Source organism: Amycolatopsis sp. BJA-103 (assembly GCF_002849735.1).
Taxonomy (GTDB): domain Bacteria; phylum Actinomycetota; class Actinomycetes; order Mycobacteriales; family Pseudonocardiaceae; genus Amycolatopsis.
On sequence record NZ_CP017780.1, the window covers coordinates 8,401,038 to 8,414,634 of the forward strand.

General features: G+C 67.8%; 10 protein-coding genes. 8 read left to right on the forward strand and 2 right to left on the reverse strand.

Annotated features, from left to right (window positions below; all coding sequences use genetic code 11):
- Nucleotides 1–46 precede the first annotated feature (46 nt).
- Nucleotides 47–3,958: a DNA-directed RNA polymerase subunit beta' gene (locus BKN51_RS37890; protein ID WP_101612151.1), complete on the forward strand. Its 3,912-nt coding sequence runs from the start codon at nt 47–49 to the stop codon at nt 3,956–3,958.
- Nucleotides 3,959–4,299: 341 nt separating this feature from the next.
- Nucleotides 4,300–5,421 carry a serine hydrolase domain-containing protein gene (locus BKN51_RS37895; RefSeq protein ID WP_233223086.1) on the forward strand — a complete coding sequence of 374 codons (1,122 nt, stop codon included), beginning with the start codon at nt 4,300–4,302 and terminating at the stop codon, nt 5,419–5,421.
- A 73-nt stretch (nt 5,422–5,494) separates the two neighbouring features.
- On the opposite strand, the gene BKN51_RS37900 is transcribed toward BKN51_RS37895, so the two are convergent.
- A complete protein-coding gene (locus tag BKN51_RS37900) occupies nt 5,495–6,232 on the reverse strand; it encodes a M15 family metallopeptidase (RefSeq protein WP_101612153.1) in 738 nt (245 codons plus the stop codon).
- Nucleotides 6,233–6,782: 550 nt separating this feature from the next.
- Between BKN51_RS37900 and BKN51_RS37905 the strand changes: the two genes are divergently transcribed.
- The 6 genes from BKN51_RS37905 to BKN51_RS37930 all read left to right on the forward strand — a co-directional run bounded on the left by BKN51_RS37905 (nt 6,783) and on the right by BKN51_RS37930 (nt 12,141).
- Nucleotides 6,783–8,582, forward strand: coding sequence for a hypothetical protein (locus BKN51_RS37905; RefSeq protein WP_101612154.1), 1,800 nt, complete (start codon nt 6,783–6,785; stop codon nt 8,580–8,582).
- 81 nt (nt 8,583–8,663) lie between these two features.
- Nucleotides 8,664–10,424 (forward strand): hypothetical protein, encoded by a 1,761-nt coding sequence (locus tag BKN51_RS37910; protein ID WP_101612155.1) that lies wholly within the window; start codon nt 8,664–8,666, stop codon nt 10,422–10,424.
- Nucleotides 10,425–10,470: 46 nt separating this feature from the next.
- Nucleotides 10,471–10,704 (forward strand): hypothetical protein, encoded by a 234-nt coding sequence (locus BKN51_RS37915; protein ID WP_101612156.1) that lies wholly within the window; start codon nt 10,471–10,473, stop codon nt 10,702–10,704.
- A 26-nt stretch (nt 10,705–10,730) separates the two neighbouring features.
- Complete coding sequence (locus BKN51_RS37920; protein WP_101612157.1) at nt 10,731–10,964, forward strand: hypothetical protein; 234 nt, start codon at nt 10,731–10,733, stop codon at nt 10,962–10,964.
- A 55-nt stretch (nt 10,965–11,019) separates the two neighbouring features.
- A complete protein-coding gene (locus BKN51_RS37925; RefSeq protein ID WP_101612158.1) occupies nt 11,020–11,511 on the forward strand; it encodes an MmpS family transport accessory protein in 492 nt (163 codons plus the stop codon).
- A 129-nt stretch (nt 11,512–11,640) separates the two neighbouring features.
- Complete coding sequence (locus BKN51_RS37930; RefSeq protein WP_101612159.1) at nt 11,641–12,141, forward strand: GNAT family N-acetyltransferase; 501 nt, start codon at nt 11,641–11,643, stop codon at nt 12,139–12,141.
- Here the strand turns inward: BKN51_RS37930 and BKN51_RS37935 are convergent.
- Entirely contained in the window at nt 12,138–13,589 is a 1,452-nt protein-coding gene (locus BKN51_RS37935; protein WP_101612160.1) for a hypothetical protein, read from the reverse strand. The genes BKN51_RS37930 and BKN51_RS37935 overlap by 4 nt on opposite strands.
- Nucleotides 13,590–13,597: the final 8 nt, after the last annotated feature.

A 13,597-nucleotide genomic window follows, 5' to 3' on the forward strand; every position in this document is an offset into this window, starting at 1 on the left:
ACCGCCAACCCCTCTAGTCGACTCAACCCCAAGGGGATGCAAAGACGTGCTGGACGTCAACTTCTTCGATGAGCTCCGCATCGGTCTCGCCACCGCCGACGACATTCGTCAGTGGTCCTTCGGTGAGGTCAAGAAGCCGGAGACCATCAACTACCGGACGCTCAAGCCCGAGAAGGACGGCCTCTTCTGCGAGAAGATCTTCGGCCCGACCCGGGACTGGGAGTGCTACTGCGGTAAGTACAAGCGGGTCCGCTTCAAGGGCATCATCTGCGAGCGCTGTGGCGTCGAGGTCACCCGCGCCAAGGTGCGCCGTGAGCGGATGGGCCACATCGAGCTGGCCGCTCCCGTCACCCACATCTGGTACTTCAAGGGTGTTCCTTCCCGCCTCGGCTACCTGCTGGACCTGGCGCCGAAGGACCTCGAGAAGATCATCTACTTCGCGGCCTACGTGATCACCGGTGTGAACACCGAGCTGCGGCACAACGACCTGCCGACCCTCGAGAACGAGATCGGCGTCGAGCGCAAGAACCTCGAGACCAAGCGTGACGCGGACATCGAGGCACGGGCGCAGAAGCTGGAAGCCGACCTGGCCGAGCTGGAGGCGGAGGGCGCCAAGTCCGACGTCCGCCGCAAGGTCAAGGAAGGCGGCGAGCGCGAGATGCGTCAGCTGCGTGACCGCGCCGGTCGCGAGCTGGACCGTCTCGAGGAGGTCTGGACGACCTTCACCAAGCTCGACGTCCGTCAGCTGATCGCCGACGAGCTGCTCTACCGCGAGCTCATCGACCGCTACGGCGAGTACTTCACCGGCGGCATGGGCGCGGAGGCCATCCAGAAGCTGGCCGCCGAGTTCGACGTCTCGGCGGAGGCCGACAACCTGCGCGACACCATCCGCAACGGCAAGGGGCAGAAGAAGCTCCGCGCGCTGAAGCGGCTCAAGGTCGTCGCGGCCTTCCAGATGACCGGGAACGACCCGCGCGGCATGGTGCTCGACGCCGTCCCGGTGATCCCGCCGGACCTGCGCCCGATGGTCCAGCTCGACGGTGGCCGCTTCGCCACCTCCGACCTGAACGACCTCTACCGCCGGGTCATCAACCGGAACAACCGGTTGAAGCGGCTGATCGACCTCGGCGCGCCCGAGATCATCGTCAACAACGAGAAGCGGATGCTGCAGGAGGCCGTCGACGCGCTGTTCGACAACGGCCGCCGCGGCCGCCCGGTCACCGGTCCCGGTAACCGCCCGCTGAAGTCGCTGTCCGACCTGCTCAAGGGCAAGCAGGGCCGGTTCCGTCAGAACCTGCTCGGCAAGCGTGTCGACTACTCCGGCCGTTCCGTCATCATCGTCGGCCCGCAGCTGAAGCTCCACCAGTGCGGTCTGCCGAAGGACATGGCGCTCGAGCTGTTCAAGCCGTTCGTCATGAAGCGGCTGGTCGACCTGAACCACGCGCAGAACATCAAGTCCGCCAAGCGGATGGTGGAGCGTTCGCGCCCGCAGGTGTGGGACGTGCTCGAAGAGGTCATCACCGGTCACCCGGTGATGCTGAACCGTGCGCCGACCCTGCACCGCCTCGGCATCCAGGCCTTCGAGCCGCAGTTGGTCGAAGGCAAGGCCATCCAGCTGCACCCGCTGGTCTGTGAAGCGTTCAACGCGGACTTCGACGGTGACCAGATGGCCGTGCACCTCCCGCTTTCCGCGGAGGCGCAGGCCGAGGCCCGCATCCTGATGCTGTCGGCGAACAACATCCTTTCGCCGGCGTCGGGCCGCCCGCTCGCCATGCCGCGTCTGGACATGGTGACCGGTCTGTTCCACCTGACCCGTCTCACCGAGAAGGCCGAGGGTGCCGGCAACGCGTACTCCTCGCCCGCCGAAGCGATCATGGCGTACGACCTCAAGGCGCTGAGCCTGCACGCCCCGGTCAAGATCCGCATCATCGACCGTCAGCCCGCCAAGGCCGACGAAGCGGCGCTCGCGGAGAAGGGCTGGGAGCCGGGCAAGGCTTGGCTGGCCGAGACCACCCTTGGTCGCGTGCTGTTCAACGAGCTGCTGCCGGCGGACTACCCGTTCATCAACGAGCCGATGCCGAAGAAGCGTCAGGCCCTGATCGTGAACGACCTCGCCGAGCGGTACTCGATGACGCAGGTTGCGCAGACCCTGGACCGCCTGAAGGACGCCGGTTTCTACTGGGCGACCCGTTCGGGCGTCACGGTCGCGATCTCCGACGTGCTGGTCCCGACGGGCAAGAAAGCCATTCTGGACGAGTACGAAGGCAAGGCCGACCAGGTCGAGAAGCGGTACCAGCGTGGTCAGCTGTCGCACACCGAGCGCAACAACGAGCTCGTCAAGGTGTGGACGCAGGCCACCGAAGAGGTCCACAAGATCATGGAGACGGCGCTGCCGGACGACAACCCGATCGCGATGATCGTGAAGTCGGGCGCGGCGGGCAACATGACGCAGGTCCGGTCGCTGGCCGGTATGCGTGGTCTGGTGTCGAACCCGAAGGGTGAGTACATCCCGCGTCCGATCAAGGCCAACTTCCGTGAAGGCCTGTCGGTGGCGGAGTACTTCATCGCGACGCACGGTGCCCGTAAGGGTCTGGCGGACACGGCGCTCCGTACCGCCGACTCGGGTTACCTGACCCGTCGTCTGGTGGACGTGTCGCAGGACGTCATCGTCCGCGAGGTCGACTGTGGCACCACCCGCGGCATCAACATGCCGATCGGCGAGGACATCGGCGACGGCAAGGTCCTGCGTGACCAGCACGTCGAGACCAGCGTGTACGCGCGGAACCTGGCGACCGACGCGGTCGACGCCAAGGGCAACGTCGTGCTCAACGCCGGTGACGACATCGGCGACCCGGCCCTGGACAAGCTCATCTCGAGCGGGATCTCCAAGGTCAAGGTGCGTTCGGTGCTGACCTGCGAGTCGGCCGTCGGTATCTGCGCCACCTGCTACGGCCGGTCCATGGCGACCGGTCAGCTCGTCGACGTCGGCGAGGCCGTGGGTATCGTCGCGGCCCAGTCGATCGGTGAGCCGGGTACGCAGCTGACGATGCGTACGTTCCACCAGGGTGGTGTCGCCGGTGACGACATCACGACCGGTCTGCCCCGTGTCCAGGAGCTGTTCGAGGCCCGGGTCCCGAAGGGCAAGGCGCCGATCGCCGACGTCGATGGCCGTGTGCGCATCGAGGAGAGCGAGCGGTTCTGGAAGATCACGCTGATCCCGGACGACGGCAGCGAAGAGATCGTCTTCGACAAGCTGTCCAAGCGTCAGCGGCTCGCGAACACCCCGAACGGCCCGCTGGGCGACGGTGACCGCGTCAACGTCGGTCAGCAGCTGCTCGAAGGCACGCCGGACCCGCACGAGGTCCTGCGGGTCATGGGGCCGCGCGAGGCGCAGATGCACCTGGTGGACGAGGTCCAGAAGGTGTACCGGGCGCAGGGTGTGTCGATCCACGACAAGCACATCGAGGTCATCGTGCGGCAGATGCTGCGCCGCGTGACGATCATCGACTCCGGTGCCACGGACTTCCTGCCGGGCGAACTGCCCGAGCGGACCAAGTTCGAGGCGAAGAACCGTGCGTCGGTCGCCGAGGGTGGCGAGCCGGCTTCGGGTCGCCCGGTGCTGATGGGGATCACGAAGGCCTCGCTGACCACGGACTCGTGGCTGTCGGCGGCCTCGTTCCAGGAGACCACGCGTGTTCTGACCGACGCGGCCATCAACGGCCGTTCGGACAGGCTCGTGGGCCTCAAGGAGAACGTGATCATCGGTAAGCTGATCCCGGCCGGTACCGGGATCAACAAGTACCGCAACATCCAGGTGCAGCCGACCGAGGAGGCGCGGGTCGCCGCTTACGCGATCCCGTCCTACGACGACGGCTACTACACCCCGGATGTCTTCGGCTCCACCCCGGGTGCCGCGGTTCCGCTGGACGATTACGACTTCGGCCGCGACTTCCGCTGATCCACTCACGCTCCACCAAAGCGCCCCTGGCCTCCGGCCGGGGGCGCTTTGCTTTCCCCACGCTCCGCTCCTCCCTCCCGCACGACGTGCGTTTAGCCCCCTAATCGCGATCTGGCGGCGGGGGAGCGCGACTTGCGTTTAGCGGGCTAATCGCGATCCGGCCGTGGGAGGACTGACGTGCGTTTAGCCCTCTAATCGCGATCCGGTGGCGGGGGAGCGCGACTTGCGTTTAGCGGGCTAATCGCGATCCGGAGGCAGGGGCGACGATCGGTGCGGTATCCGCCTGGATGCGCGACGGATGGCGGGCGATCCCGGGACTGTCGATCGAAAGGATGGTCGACATGGAACCCCTAGCGACAGACAAGAACACGGGCCTCGACCCCGCGGAGCTGCGGTCCGCTTTGGACGGTGTCCACCGGGCAGGCGTGCCGGGTGTGTTCGCCGAAGTACGCGCGGGCGAGCAGGTCTGGCGCGGCGCCTCCGGAGTCGCAGACCTCGAAACCGGCCGTCCCGTCGAGACGGGTATGCGGCAGCGAGTCGGCAGCATCACCAAGACCTTCGTCTCCGCCGCGGTTCTGCTGGAAGTCGAGAGCGGGCGGATCGGGCTAGACGCGCCGATCGGTGACTACCTGCCGCGGCTGGTCCCCGGTGAGCGCGGCCGCCGGATCACGGTCCGCATGCTGCTCAACCACACCAGTGGCCTCGCCGAATACCTGCCGTACGCGTTCCCGTCGCTCAAGGAACTCGCTCCCGGGAGCCTTGACGACAACCGGTTCCGGCAATTCCGCCCGGCCGAGCTGATCGAGATGGGCGTCGGCGCACCCGCCACCGGCGAGCCGGGAAGCACTCCCGGGGTGTACTCCAACACGAACTACCTGCTCCTGGGTGAGCTCCTGGAGCACGTGACCGGCACCCCGGTCGAGAAGCACATCGCTCGCTCCGTCATCGAGCCGGCTGGGCTCGCGCATACCGGGTTTCCCGTCGGTCCGAGGATCGAGGAGCCACATTCGCGGATATACGAGGCGCTGTTCGGGGCGATCGATCCGCCGCGCGACTACAGCGTCTACGAGATGTCCTGGGTGATGACCGGCGCGGGCCTGATTTCGACCGTCGAGGATCTCAACCGCTTCTACGGCAAGCTGCTCGGCGGCGAGATCGTCAGCCCGTCATCGCTGGCGCAGATGCAGCACACGGTCCCGGTCATCGCGCAGGACGGGCGGCTGCTCGACTACGGCCTCGGCCTGTACAAGACCGAGATCCCCGGTCACGGCACCTTCTGGGGCCACGACGGCACGGTCTGGGGAGCCTTGACGATGGCCTGGACCCGCCCCGACGGCGGACGGCAGTTCTCCGCCGCGATGAACCTGGTGAGGTGGGCCAAGCCGGACGCCGAGGGAACGCCGCACCCCATCGACGACGCCCTGGCCGCCCTCAAGCTGCAAGCCCTCTGCGGCCCCGCCTGACCCACCGCCGACGTGCGTTTAGCCCCCTAATCGCGATCCGGCTGGTGAGGAGGCGCGACTTGCGTTTCGCGGGCTAAACGCGATCCGGGATGGGAGAAGTGCAGGTCAGGGAGTGCCGGGAGACGGGGAAGTCGAAGTAGGTGTCCGGGAAGGGTTCCCCGTTGAACGTGTAGTGCCACCACTCCTCGGCGAGGTTCCGGAACCCGGCCGCCGCGAGCGTGCCCTTGAGCAGCTGCCGGTTCGTTCGGGCCTCGCCGATGACCCGCGGATCGTCGGTGTGCGAGAGCGTGTCGAAGCAGTCGTACCCGGTCCCCATGTCGACCATGTTGTCCGGGAACCGGTTCGGCGCGAAGCAGGGCTTCAGCGCCTCGCCCGGCCGAAAGGGGCGCTGCGGCAGCCTCACGATCGTCAGGTCCACCGTGCTCCCGCGGCTGTGCCCGGACTTCTCCGCGATGTACCCGTCGGCGAACAAACGGTCCTTCGCCACGTTCGGATAGAACTCCGCCTTCATTTTCTCGTCGGACAGGTCCTCGGCCCACCGGACGAAATGGTCGACGGCGCGCTGCGGCCGGTAGCAGTCGTACATCTTGAGCATGTAGCCCCGCCGCAGCAGCCGCCGTTGCGCCGTGCGCGGCCCCTCCGCGGCCTGCCGGAACGGTCGTACGTACCCGTCGATCTTCCGGCCGACGAAGTTGTGCTGCCCGCGGTACCGGATCTCGTGCAGGATCGTCGGCGCGACATCGGCGAACCTCCAAGGGCCTCGTGGACCTGCGGATCCACCAGAGTTCCCCGGATCGCATAACGAAATCATAACGGCCCAGTGTTCGCCGGACGCAGGTTACTGGGCCGTTGTGACCTGTAGTAGTGCCGCCAGGTGGCCTAATTCCCAGTGCTCGGAATATTGCCACCCGTTCGGCCTAATGGCGTATCCGCATCGTGGGAAATTCACTCGACCGTGGCATGTCCCATTCTTTGATCACGAGATTGACACTCGGGCGGCTTCACACGAGTATTTCGCCCATGCAATCCCCAGTCGCCTTGGTGTGGCGCCGGCACGTTGACTTGCGGCAGCAAGCAAGCGCGCTGTGTATGGATTCCTGATCTATTCCGGCTCGTCGCGTCGTCAATGAATTCGCGTATCCGAAACGGATGCGCCTGTTCTTCGTGCGCTGACGCTTTCCGCTGTGCCGCAACGGTTCCCTGCTCGAACCGGCGGTTGATTGCTTTCCCCTGATCCGTGTCGGTGACGCCTGCGCGAAAGAGGGGAGAGGTGTGCCAATTGTCTGGCGCTTCGGTAGCGAAAACAGGGAGAAAGAATGCTATCCAACTCGCCCAAGTGGCGAAAAGTGGTGATTGGCGCCATGGCGGCGGCGCTCGCCGTGGGCACGGTGACCTATACCGGTTCCGCGACGAGTGCGTACGCCGACGTCCAGGTCGTCAAGGACGCGAAGAAGGCGGCCGACGGCAAGGAGTACTGGGTCCAGAACCACCTGGTGTCCAAGGATGTCGCGGCGTCCCGGAGTGCCGACGGCCAGCGCAAGAAGTGGCTGCTGGTCTGGGCCGGTGACGAGAACATCGCCGACACCCTGGTCAAGGACATCAAGAACCTGCCGGGTTCACTCGGCGGCGGCCTGAACAAGATCAAGAACGCGCTACCCGGCCCGGACTTCCTCGCCGTGATCGACGCGACGCAGGGCTCGCCGACCTACGGCAAGGTCGTCAACACCGCCACCGTCGGGCCGCTCGTCGAGAACGAGCCGCACCACATGCAATACGTGTGGCACAAGGGCGACACGATCTACGCCGGCGCGCTGTTCGCCGCCGCGACGTACGCCTTCGACGTCTCCGCGTTGCCGAAACTGAAGCTCAAGGGCGTCAGCCTCCCGACCCAGACCCTCGGTGGTTCCGTGCCGGACGCGTACTGGGTGCTCAAGGACGGCACCGCGTACGGCACGTACATGGGCGGCCCGGTCGTTCCCGGCCCGCACACCTACGCCAACGGTTCCACCGTGGTGGGCAACGGTTTCGCCGGCAGCCCCGGCGAGGTCGTCCGCTTCGACCAGAACGCACAGGTGCTCTCCGAGTCCCCGGCGGCCACGCCGCAGGGCGACAACAAGAAGCTGTGCGACAACCTCCCGCAGCTGGACAAGCCGACCTGCGCCAACCCGCACGGCATCCAGGCGCGCGAGGACCTCAACACCCTGGTCACCAGTGACTACGCCGAGCCGCGCAACATCATTCTCGACCCGGTGAAGCAGCCGTCGCCGTACCTGCGGCGGCCGACCGTCCGCACGTGGGACATCTCCGACCGCAACAAGCCGAAGCTCAAGGCTGTCTCGTACCTGCCGGACGGCCCGCGCGCCGATCCCGCGGACCCGCTGCACGCCGAAAGCCGCGCGGTCATGGAGACCACGGTGACCAACCTGCCCGGTCACAAGGGCGCGTTCGCCCAGACCATGCAGGGCGGTGCGGTGTTCTACACGCCGGACATCACCGCCAAGGAGCCGCACTGGATCCAGGTGTTCGACGACGGCGCCGCGAACAAGGCGATCCACCCGAACAACGACTCCAACGGTGGCGGGTCGAACGGCGGCTGGATCCAGACCAGCCCCGACGACAAGTACCTCTACCGCGCGATCACCGGACGGTCGAAGGGCGCGCTCGGCCCGGACGACCCCGGCACCACCGGTGGCGTGTACATCCTCGACATCCAGAAGTTGCTCGCCGCGGGCGACAAGGTCGAGAACATCAACGGCCGGATCGACACGAAGGAAAAGTCCCAGCAGGGCGGTGGCGGCGACCTGCCGACCGTCGTCGGCGCGGCCGCGATCAACCCGGGTACCTCGGGTGGCGGACCGCACTGGGGCGCGTACGACAACTTCGTGCTCGGGGAAGACGGCTACTACCACGAGACCGACAAGCCGCAGCACCTCGCGGTGTCGAACTACTTCGTCGCACGGTCCGGTTTGGACGGTGACCACAAGGTCAACCTGCTGAACCTCGCCCAGGACGGGAAGCTCGCGGTCGACCAGAACTTCCGGGACGAGTTCACCGGACAGGTCGGGATCAACTTCAACCGGAAGACCTGGCCACACGGGTCCTTCGGCAACGCCAAGCCGCACTCGGAACTCTTCGTCGTGGCTGACGCGGATCTCAAGTAACCCTGCTCGGCGCGGAAGGTCGTGGGTGGTGGGCACACTCCGCCACCCACGACCCCGCCGACATGTTCGGAGAAGGTCCCCATGGATCACCACGTCATACCGGCGAGTTCGGGTTCCGCCGGAGTCGAAATCGCCCTCGTCCTGCTTCGGCTCGGCCTCCTGCTGGCGACCGCTTTCCTCGCCGGTACCGGGATTCTGCGCCCGCTCGTGGGCGAACTGCCGAAGCGCCTGAACCTCACCATCGCCGTGCTCGGCGGGGTTTCCGCGGTCCTCGCGGCGGTTTCCGCCTTCGCGACCGATGTCAACGTCATCGCGCTGATCATGCATCTCGTGCTCGCGCTGGCCATCCCGGTCCTCGTCCGGTGGCCGTCCGCCGGACGCTGGGCCTCCCTCGCGCTCGCCGCGCTGGTGGTGCTCGAAACCTCGCTGGGGCGGACGGGCGTCGAATTCGCCATCGACACCGTTTACGTCGCCGCGGCGGCCTTGTGGTTCGGCGTCACCGTTCTCTCCGGGTGGGTGCCCGCCGACCAGTGGCGACAGACGAACTTCCGGCTCGGCCCGCTTTCCCTGACACTGGGCGGACTTCTCGTCGTCGCGGGTGCGGTCCAGCTGTTCTCCTCGGGACTCGGCTTGGGCCGCCGGATCTACGAAACGCTCTTCGGCGTCACGTTGCTGGTGATCGCCGTACTGCCGGTCGTCGCCACCGTTGTCGCCGGATTCTTCCTCTCCGGTAAGGAATCCACGCGTGCTTACCGCTTCGGCGCGGCCGCCGTGGCCATCGGTTTCGTCGCGTGGAGCGCCCTCGCGGCCATCCCGAAACCGGCCGCCCTGCCGATTCCCGGCGTCGCTCTGCTCGCCGAGGCGTCCGTCGGCGAGCGTCAGTTCCCGGTGCTGGTGAGCCCGCAGCGGCCGGGCAAGAACCTCGTCCATTTCCCCGCGAGCGCGGGTGACGAGCTGTCCGCCGGAATCGAAGGCGGCCTGATCGGCAAGGCCATCGTGCGTCCCGGGGCCGAGGGGACCTGGGCCGAAGTCGACCTGCCGAAGGGCCGCAGTGAGCTGATCATCAGTCGCGGCGGGGAGAAGACGACGATCGAGGTCGACGCGGGCGAAGAAGAAGGACCCACCATCTTGGAGGCGGACGCGCCCGAGTGCGCTTCGGCCGCGCTGGGCGGCCTGATCGCCGACCGCCGCGAAGTCCTCACCTCGTGTCCCGCGGACGCGCTTTCGGGCGAGGACAGCGGTTCGCTCGTCAAACTCGTCGAGTTCCTCGCCGCGCGCAAGCCATCCGCGCTCACCCTCGTCGAGGACACTTCGCCGCGCAGTGTGGCGGCCGCGAAGCTGGTCCGTGAGACCGCCGCGCGCTCCGGGCTCCCGGTGCAGGCCGAGGCGGGCCCGAACACCGCGCTGGTCGTGGTGTCCGGCTGGGCGGGCGGCTACACGGCGATGACGCGCGCGGCCGAGTCCCAGCGGCTCAAGCCGACCCACCAGTACGGCCTGTACCTGGCGCCCTGGCTGCTCAACGGGCCGATCGTCAACTCCGTCGCGAGTTCCTCGCTCCCGCTGAGGTTCGACCCGCGCGAGCAGGTCGCCGTGAGCTTCGCCGTCGCCGCGGGCAACGCCTTCGGTGGCGAAAGCCCGACGCTCGGCGGATTCCGGAACTGGCTGGGCGACCAGTGGAAGTCGCTGAACGGCGACGTCCAGATCTTCGCGGCGGCACAGGTCAACGCCATGCCGATGTACCCGGGCGAGCCGCACGCCGTCGGGATGATCGCCGACCGGAACTACGCGGGGCAATGGATCCCCGACGGCACGATCGTGCCGATCAGCTCGGTACTGCGATGAAGGATTCCGCTCGATTCCAGCAGCGGTAAGGAAAAAGGGAGAAGAGATGAAGCGAATCGCGGCCCGTGTGCTGCTGCCGCTCGCCGTCGCGGGCGCGCTGTCCGGACTCGCCGGCGGGGTCGCCTCGGCCGACCCGCTGCCGGGTCTGCCGACCGGTGGCGGCAACCCCGCCGTGTGGCTGATCCCCGGCCTCGACCTCGGCGGCTTGCTCGGCGCAGGCGTCCCCGTGCCCACCGATCTGCTCGCCCCGATCTACGGGATCATCACGCCGATTTCGTAAAACCGTTACCAGCAAAGGAGAATCTCATGAAGAAGACCCTCGTCCGCGCGGTCACCGGCGCGGCGCTCGCCGGCCTTGTCGTGCTCGGCTCGGCCGCTCCCGCACTCGCCGTGCAGGCTGCCCCGAGCGATGTCGTTGTCGTCGACGAACCCGACACGAGCGACCTCAACAACATCTGGACGTTCGCGCCGCTCGGCGTCCCGGTGCTGGGCCTCATCCAGTCCCTCAACGGCGTCCCCGGCCGGCTGCTGCCGTCCTGACTTCCGTGGCGGCGCGGCTCTCGGGCCGCGCCGCCGCTTTCGGTGAGGAGAACCGATGGCCGACAGACAACTGATCGGGCGCGTCGCCATCGCGGGCATCGTGGTGGCCGCGCTCGCGACCTGTGTGGTGCTGCTCAACGGCGGTGAGGAACCGCAGGCCGAGGGCGTGGCCGTCGTCGGGGAACCGACCGGCGCCGCGCCGTCGCGGGAGCCGGACCGCACGATCACCCGGACGCTGAGCCAGGCGCAGCCGCAGCCGGTGTCGAACGACTGGCAGATCGCCTATGAGCTCGTCGGGACGGGGACCGCGACCGTGGTCTACGACTCGAACGGGCTGGGGCTGGTGCATCAGGAGTTGCAGGTGACGCTGCCGTGGCGCAAGGAGCTCACGTGGAAGAACACCGGCACGCCGCCGACCGTCCAGCTGATGGGGCAGGGCGAAGGCACCGTCGAATGCCGGGTGGCCGTGGGCGGCGCCGTCGTCACGTCGGAGAAGTCCACCCCCGGTGAGGTCGCCACCTGCGCCGGCCGCCTGGCCCCCTCCTGACCAGCGCCGCGCGGCGACTTTAGCGGGCAAAGTGCGATCCGGGTCCCGGCCTCGCGCGGCGACTTTAGCCCCCTAATCGCGATCCGGTGGGCGGGGAAAATCGGTGGCCGGGTTGGGCAGAATGGGGGCATGAGCTGGACCTTCGAAGTCACCCCCGTCGATCACCCGGACGCCGCCCAGCTGCTGCGCGAGTACCTGGACGAGATCGCGTCCCGCTACTACGAGCGCCAGGTCGACGAGGAAGAGCTCGACGACCTGCTCGAGAAGAACCACAGCAGGTACCTGGTTCCGCCGGAGGGCGCCTTCCTCCTCGCGTGGCGCGATGGGGTCCTGGCAGGTTGCGCCGGGCTCAGGGTCATGACGCCCGAGATCACCGAACTCAAGCGAGTCTTCCTCCGGCGGTCCGAGCGCGGCAAAGGCGGTGCGTCGCTGCTCGTGGCCGCCGCCGAGGACGTCGCCCGCGGCCTGGGGGCCACGACCATCCGCCTGGACACCCGCAGCGACCTCGTCGAGGCGAGGGCCCTGTACGCGCGCCTCGGCTACGACGAGGTCGAGCCCTTCAACGACGACCCCTACGCCCACTACTACTTCGCGAAGCCCCTGGTCCAGGCTCTGTCGGATCGCGTTTAGTCCGCTAAACGCGACGCGGACCGGCGCGGGCGCGGGGCGTAGGTCGCCTTCGTGAGGAGGGAGCCGGCGAGGACGGGGGTCAGGCCGATCAGCAGCAGGAAGACGCCCGTGTCCTTGCCTTCGATCAGCGGATGCCACCACAGCGGCGTCACGGCGATGTCGACGACGTCGCCCCTATCCGGGAATGTCCCGAACGACATCCACCACAGGTCCTTGACCTCGTGCGTCTCGCCGTCGAGTTCGTAGCTGCCGTCCACCAGGTTGCTGTTGCCACAGCTCGTGCAGCTCGACGTGCCCGCCTCCGCCCGCAGCGTCGCGGTCACGGTGAGCCGCGCCTCGGGAGCGAGCCCGGCCAACGCGGTCAGCGAGTTCACCGCGAGCGCCAGCCCCGGCAACACCAGAGCGAACGCGACGACCGAACGCGCCACCAGCGACAGTGAGGACAGCGGCTGACGGCCGGCCGCTTCCCGTCGCCGGTTGAGCGGACCGCGGAGCCCGGCGAGCGGACCCCGCCGTCCGCCGAGCCATCCGGCGTCGCTCGTGTCGGAAGCCGCTGCGACAGCGCGGAAATCCGCATCCTGCCACTCCACTGTGGACGCCAGGACAGCGAGACGGCGGGAGTCGGCGAACATCATTTCTTCGGTCAGCGTCCCGGCTTCGGAGACCCAGAGCGAGCCGCCGTGGAAAGCCACTTCGCGGACCCGGAACCACGGATCGCCGCCCAGCAGTTCACGGACAGCCGAGGTGAGCAGGGTGCGCGCGAACTCCGGATCGGACGTCGTCACAGTGAACAGGCGGTCGAACTCCGTGCCGGTCTCGAACCGTTGCAGCAGCGCATCCGGCTTCGGCGCCCCGACGGTGTTCCGCGTGATGCGGGCGTCCTCCAGCGGCGTGAACCGCTCCGGCTCGAAAGCACCGATGACGGGAGTGATGACGACCGACGGCACGACGGGCGTCCGCAGCTGGATCAGGGCGTACGTCCCGTCCATCAGGTCAGCTGTCCTGGCCAACTCCGGAAAGCCTTCCGACCCGCCGAGCCGGTACTCGACGCCCAGCAGCCGATGCCCGTTGTGCCCGAACTCGACCGCCGTCACCACGGACTCGGGGGACGCATGGGTGACGGCGATGCCGCGCTGGGGGAGGACGCCGAAACTCGGCTCGCCGGACCCGTCGAGCCTGCGGATCCACGTCTTCTGCCGGTAGCCCCGCCACGCCGCCAGAGCCGCGATGACGAGCGGGAACGCGAACCACAGCCAGCCGGGCACCGCGCTGCCGGACCCGGCCGAGAGCCAGTACAGCGACGTCTCGGAGACGAGGATCCCGCAGAGCGCGTAGCTGACGGCCGCCGCCGTGGGCCGCCGTCCGTCGAACCGCCCGCCGAGCAACAGCAGCGCCAGAGCCAGGGCGTACCCACCGGCGACGAGCCACGGCCCGGCCTGATCGTCCATCGGGCGAC

What these genes read in the sequence shown, in the direction of transcription:
- BKN51_RS37895 (WP_233223086.1), top strand. Translation starts at nt 4,300, where the DNA reads ATGGAACCCCTAGCGACAGACAAGAACACGGGCCTCGACCCCGCGGAG.
- BKN51_RS37900 (WP_101612153.1), bottom strand. Translation starts at nt 6,232, where the DNA reads ATGATTTCGTTATGCGATCCGGGGAACTCTGGTGGATCCGCAGGTCCA.
- BKN51_RS37905 (WP_101612154.1), top strand. Translation starts at nt 6,783, where the DNA reads ATGGCGGCGGCGCTCGCCGTGGGCACGGTGACCTATACCGGTTCCGCG.
- BKN51_RS37910 (WP_101612155.1), top strand. Translation starts at nt 8,664, where the DNA reads ATGGATCACCACGTCATACCGGCGAGTTCGGGTTCCGCCGGAGTCGAA.
- BKN51_RS37915 (WP_101612156.1), top strand. Translation starts at nt 10,471, where the DNA reads ATGAAGCGAATCGCGGCCCGTGTGCTGCTGCCGCTCGCCGTCGCGGGC.
- BKN51_RS37920 (WP_101612157.1), top strand. Translation starts at nt 10,731, where the DNA reads ATGAAGAAGACCCTCGTCCGCGCGGTCACCGGCGCGGCGCTCGCCGGC.
- BKN51_RS37925 (WP_101612158.1), top strand. Translation starts at nt 11,020, where the DNA reads ATGGCCGACAGACAACTGATCGGGCGCGTCGCCATCGCGGGCATCGTG.
- BKN51_RS37930 (WP_101612159.1), top strand. Translation starts at nt 11,641, where the DNA reads ATGAGCTGGACCTTCGAAGTCACCCCCGTCGATCACCCGGACGCCGCC.
- BKN51_RS37935 (WP_101612160.1), bottom strand. Translation starts at nt 13,589, where the DNA reads ATGGACGATCAGGCCGGGCCGTGGCTCGTCGCCGGTGGGTACGCCCTG.